This window comes from Pantoea sp. Cr_R13 (assembly GCF_029222565.1).
Lineage (GTDB): Bacteria > Pseudomonadota > Gammaproteobacteria > Enterobacterales > Enterobacteriaceae > Pantoea > Pantoea eucalypti.
In genome coordinates this window covers 1-391 of record NZ_JARHXL010000006.1, presented here as the reverse complement: position 1 = coordinate 391, position 391 = coordinate 1, and the positions used below count along the sequence as shown (strand labels likewise).

The following is a 391-nucleotide window of genomic DNA, read 5'->3' as shown; positions in this document are numbered from 1 at the left end:
TATCTTCAGGTAAGGAGGTGATCCAACCGCAGGTTCCCCTACGGTTACCTTGTTACGACTTCACCCCAGTCATGAATCACAAAGTGGTAAGCGCCCTCCCGAAGGTTAAGCTACCTACTTCTTTTGCAACCCACTCCCATGGTGTGACGGGCGGTGTGTACAAGGCCCGGGAACGTATTCACCGTGGCATTCTGATCCACGATTACTAGCGATTCCGACTTCACGGAGTCGAGTTGCAGACTCCGATCCGGACTACGACGCACTTTGTGAGGTCCGCTTGCTCTCGCGAGGTCGCTTCTCTTTGTATGCGCCATTGTAGCACGTGTGTAGCCCTACTCGTAAGGGCCATGATGACTTGACGTCATCCCCACCTTCCTCCGGTTTATCACCG

1 rRNA gene is annotated in these 391 nt (G+C 54.0%); it reads right to left on the bottom strand.

From position 1 onward, the window contains the following. Positions 1-10: 10 nt before the first annotated feature. Positions 11-391, bottom strand: a 16S ribosomal RNA gene (locus P2R09_RS03975); the annotation flags it as partial.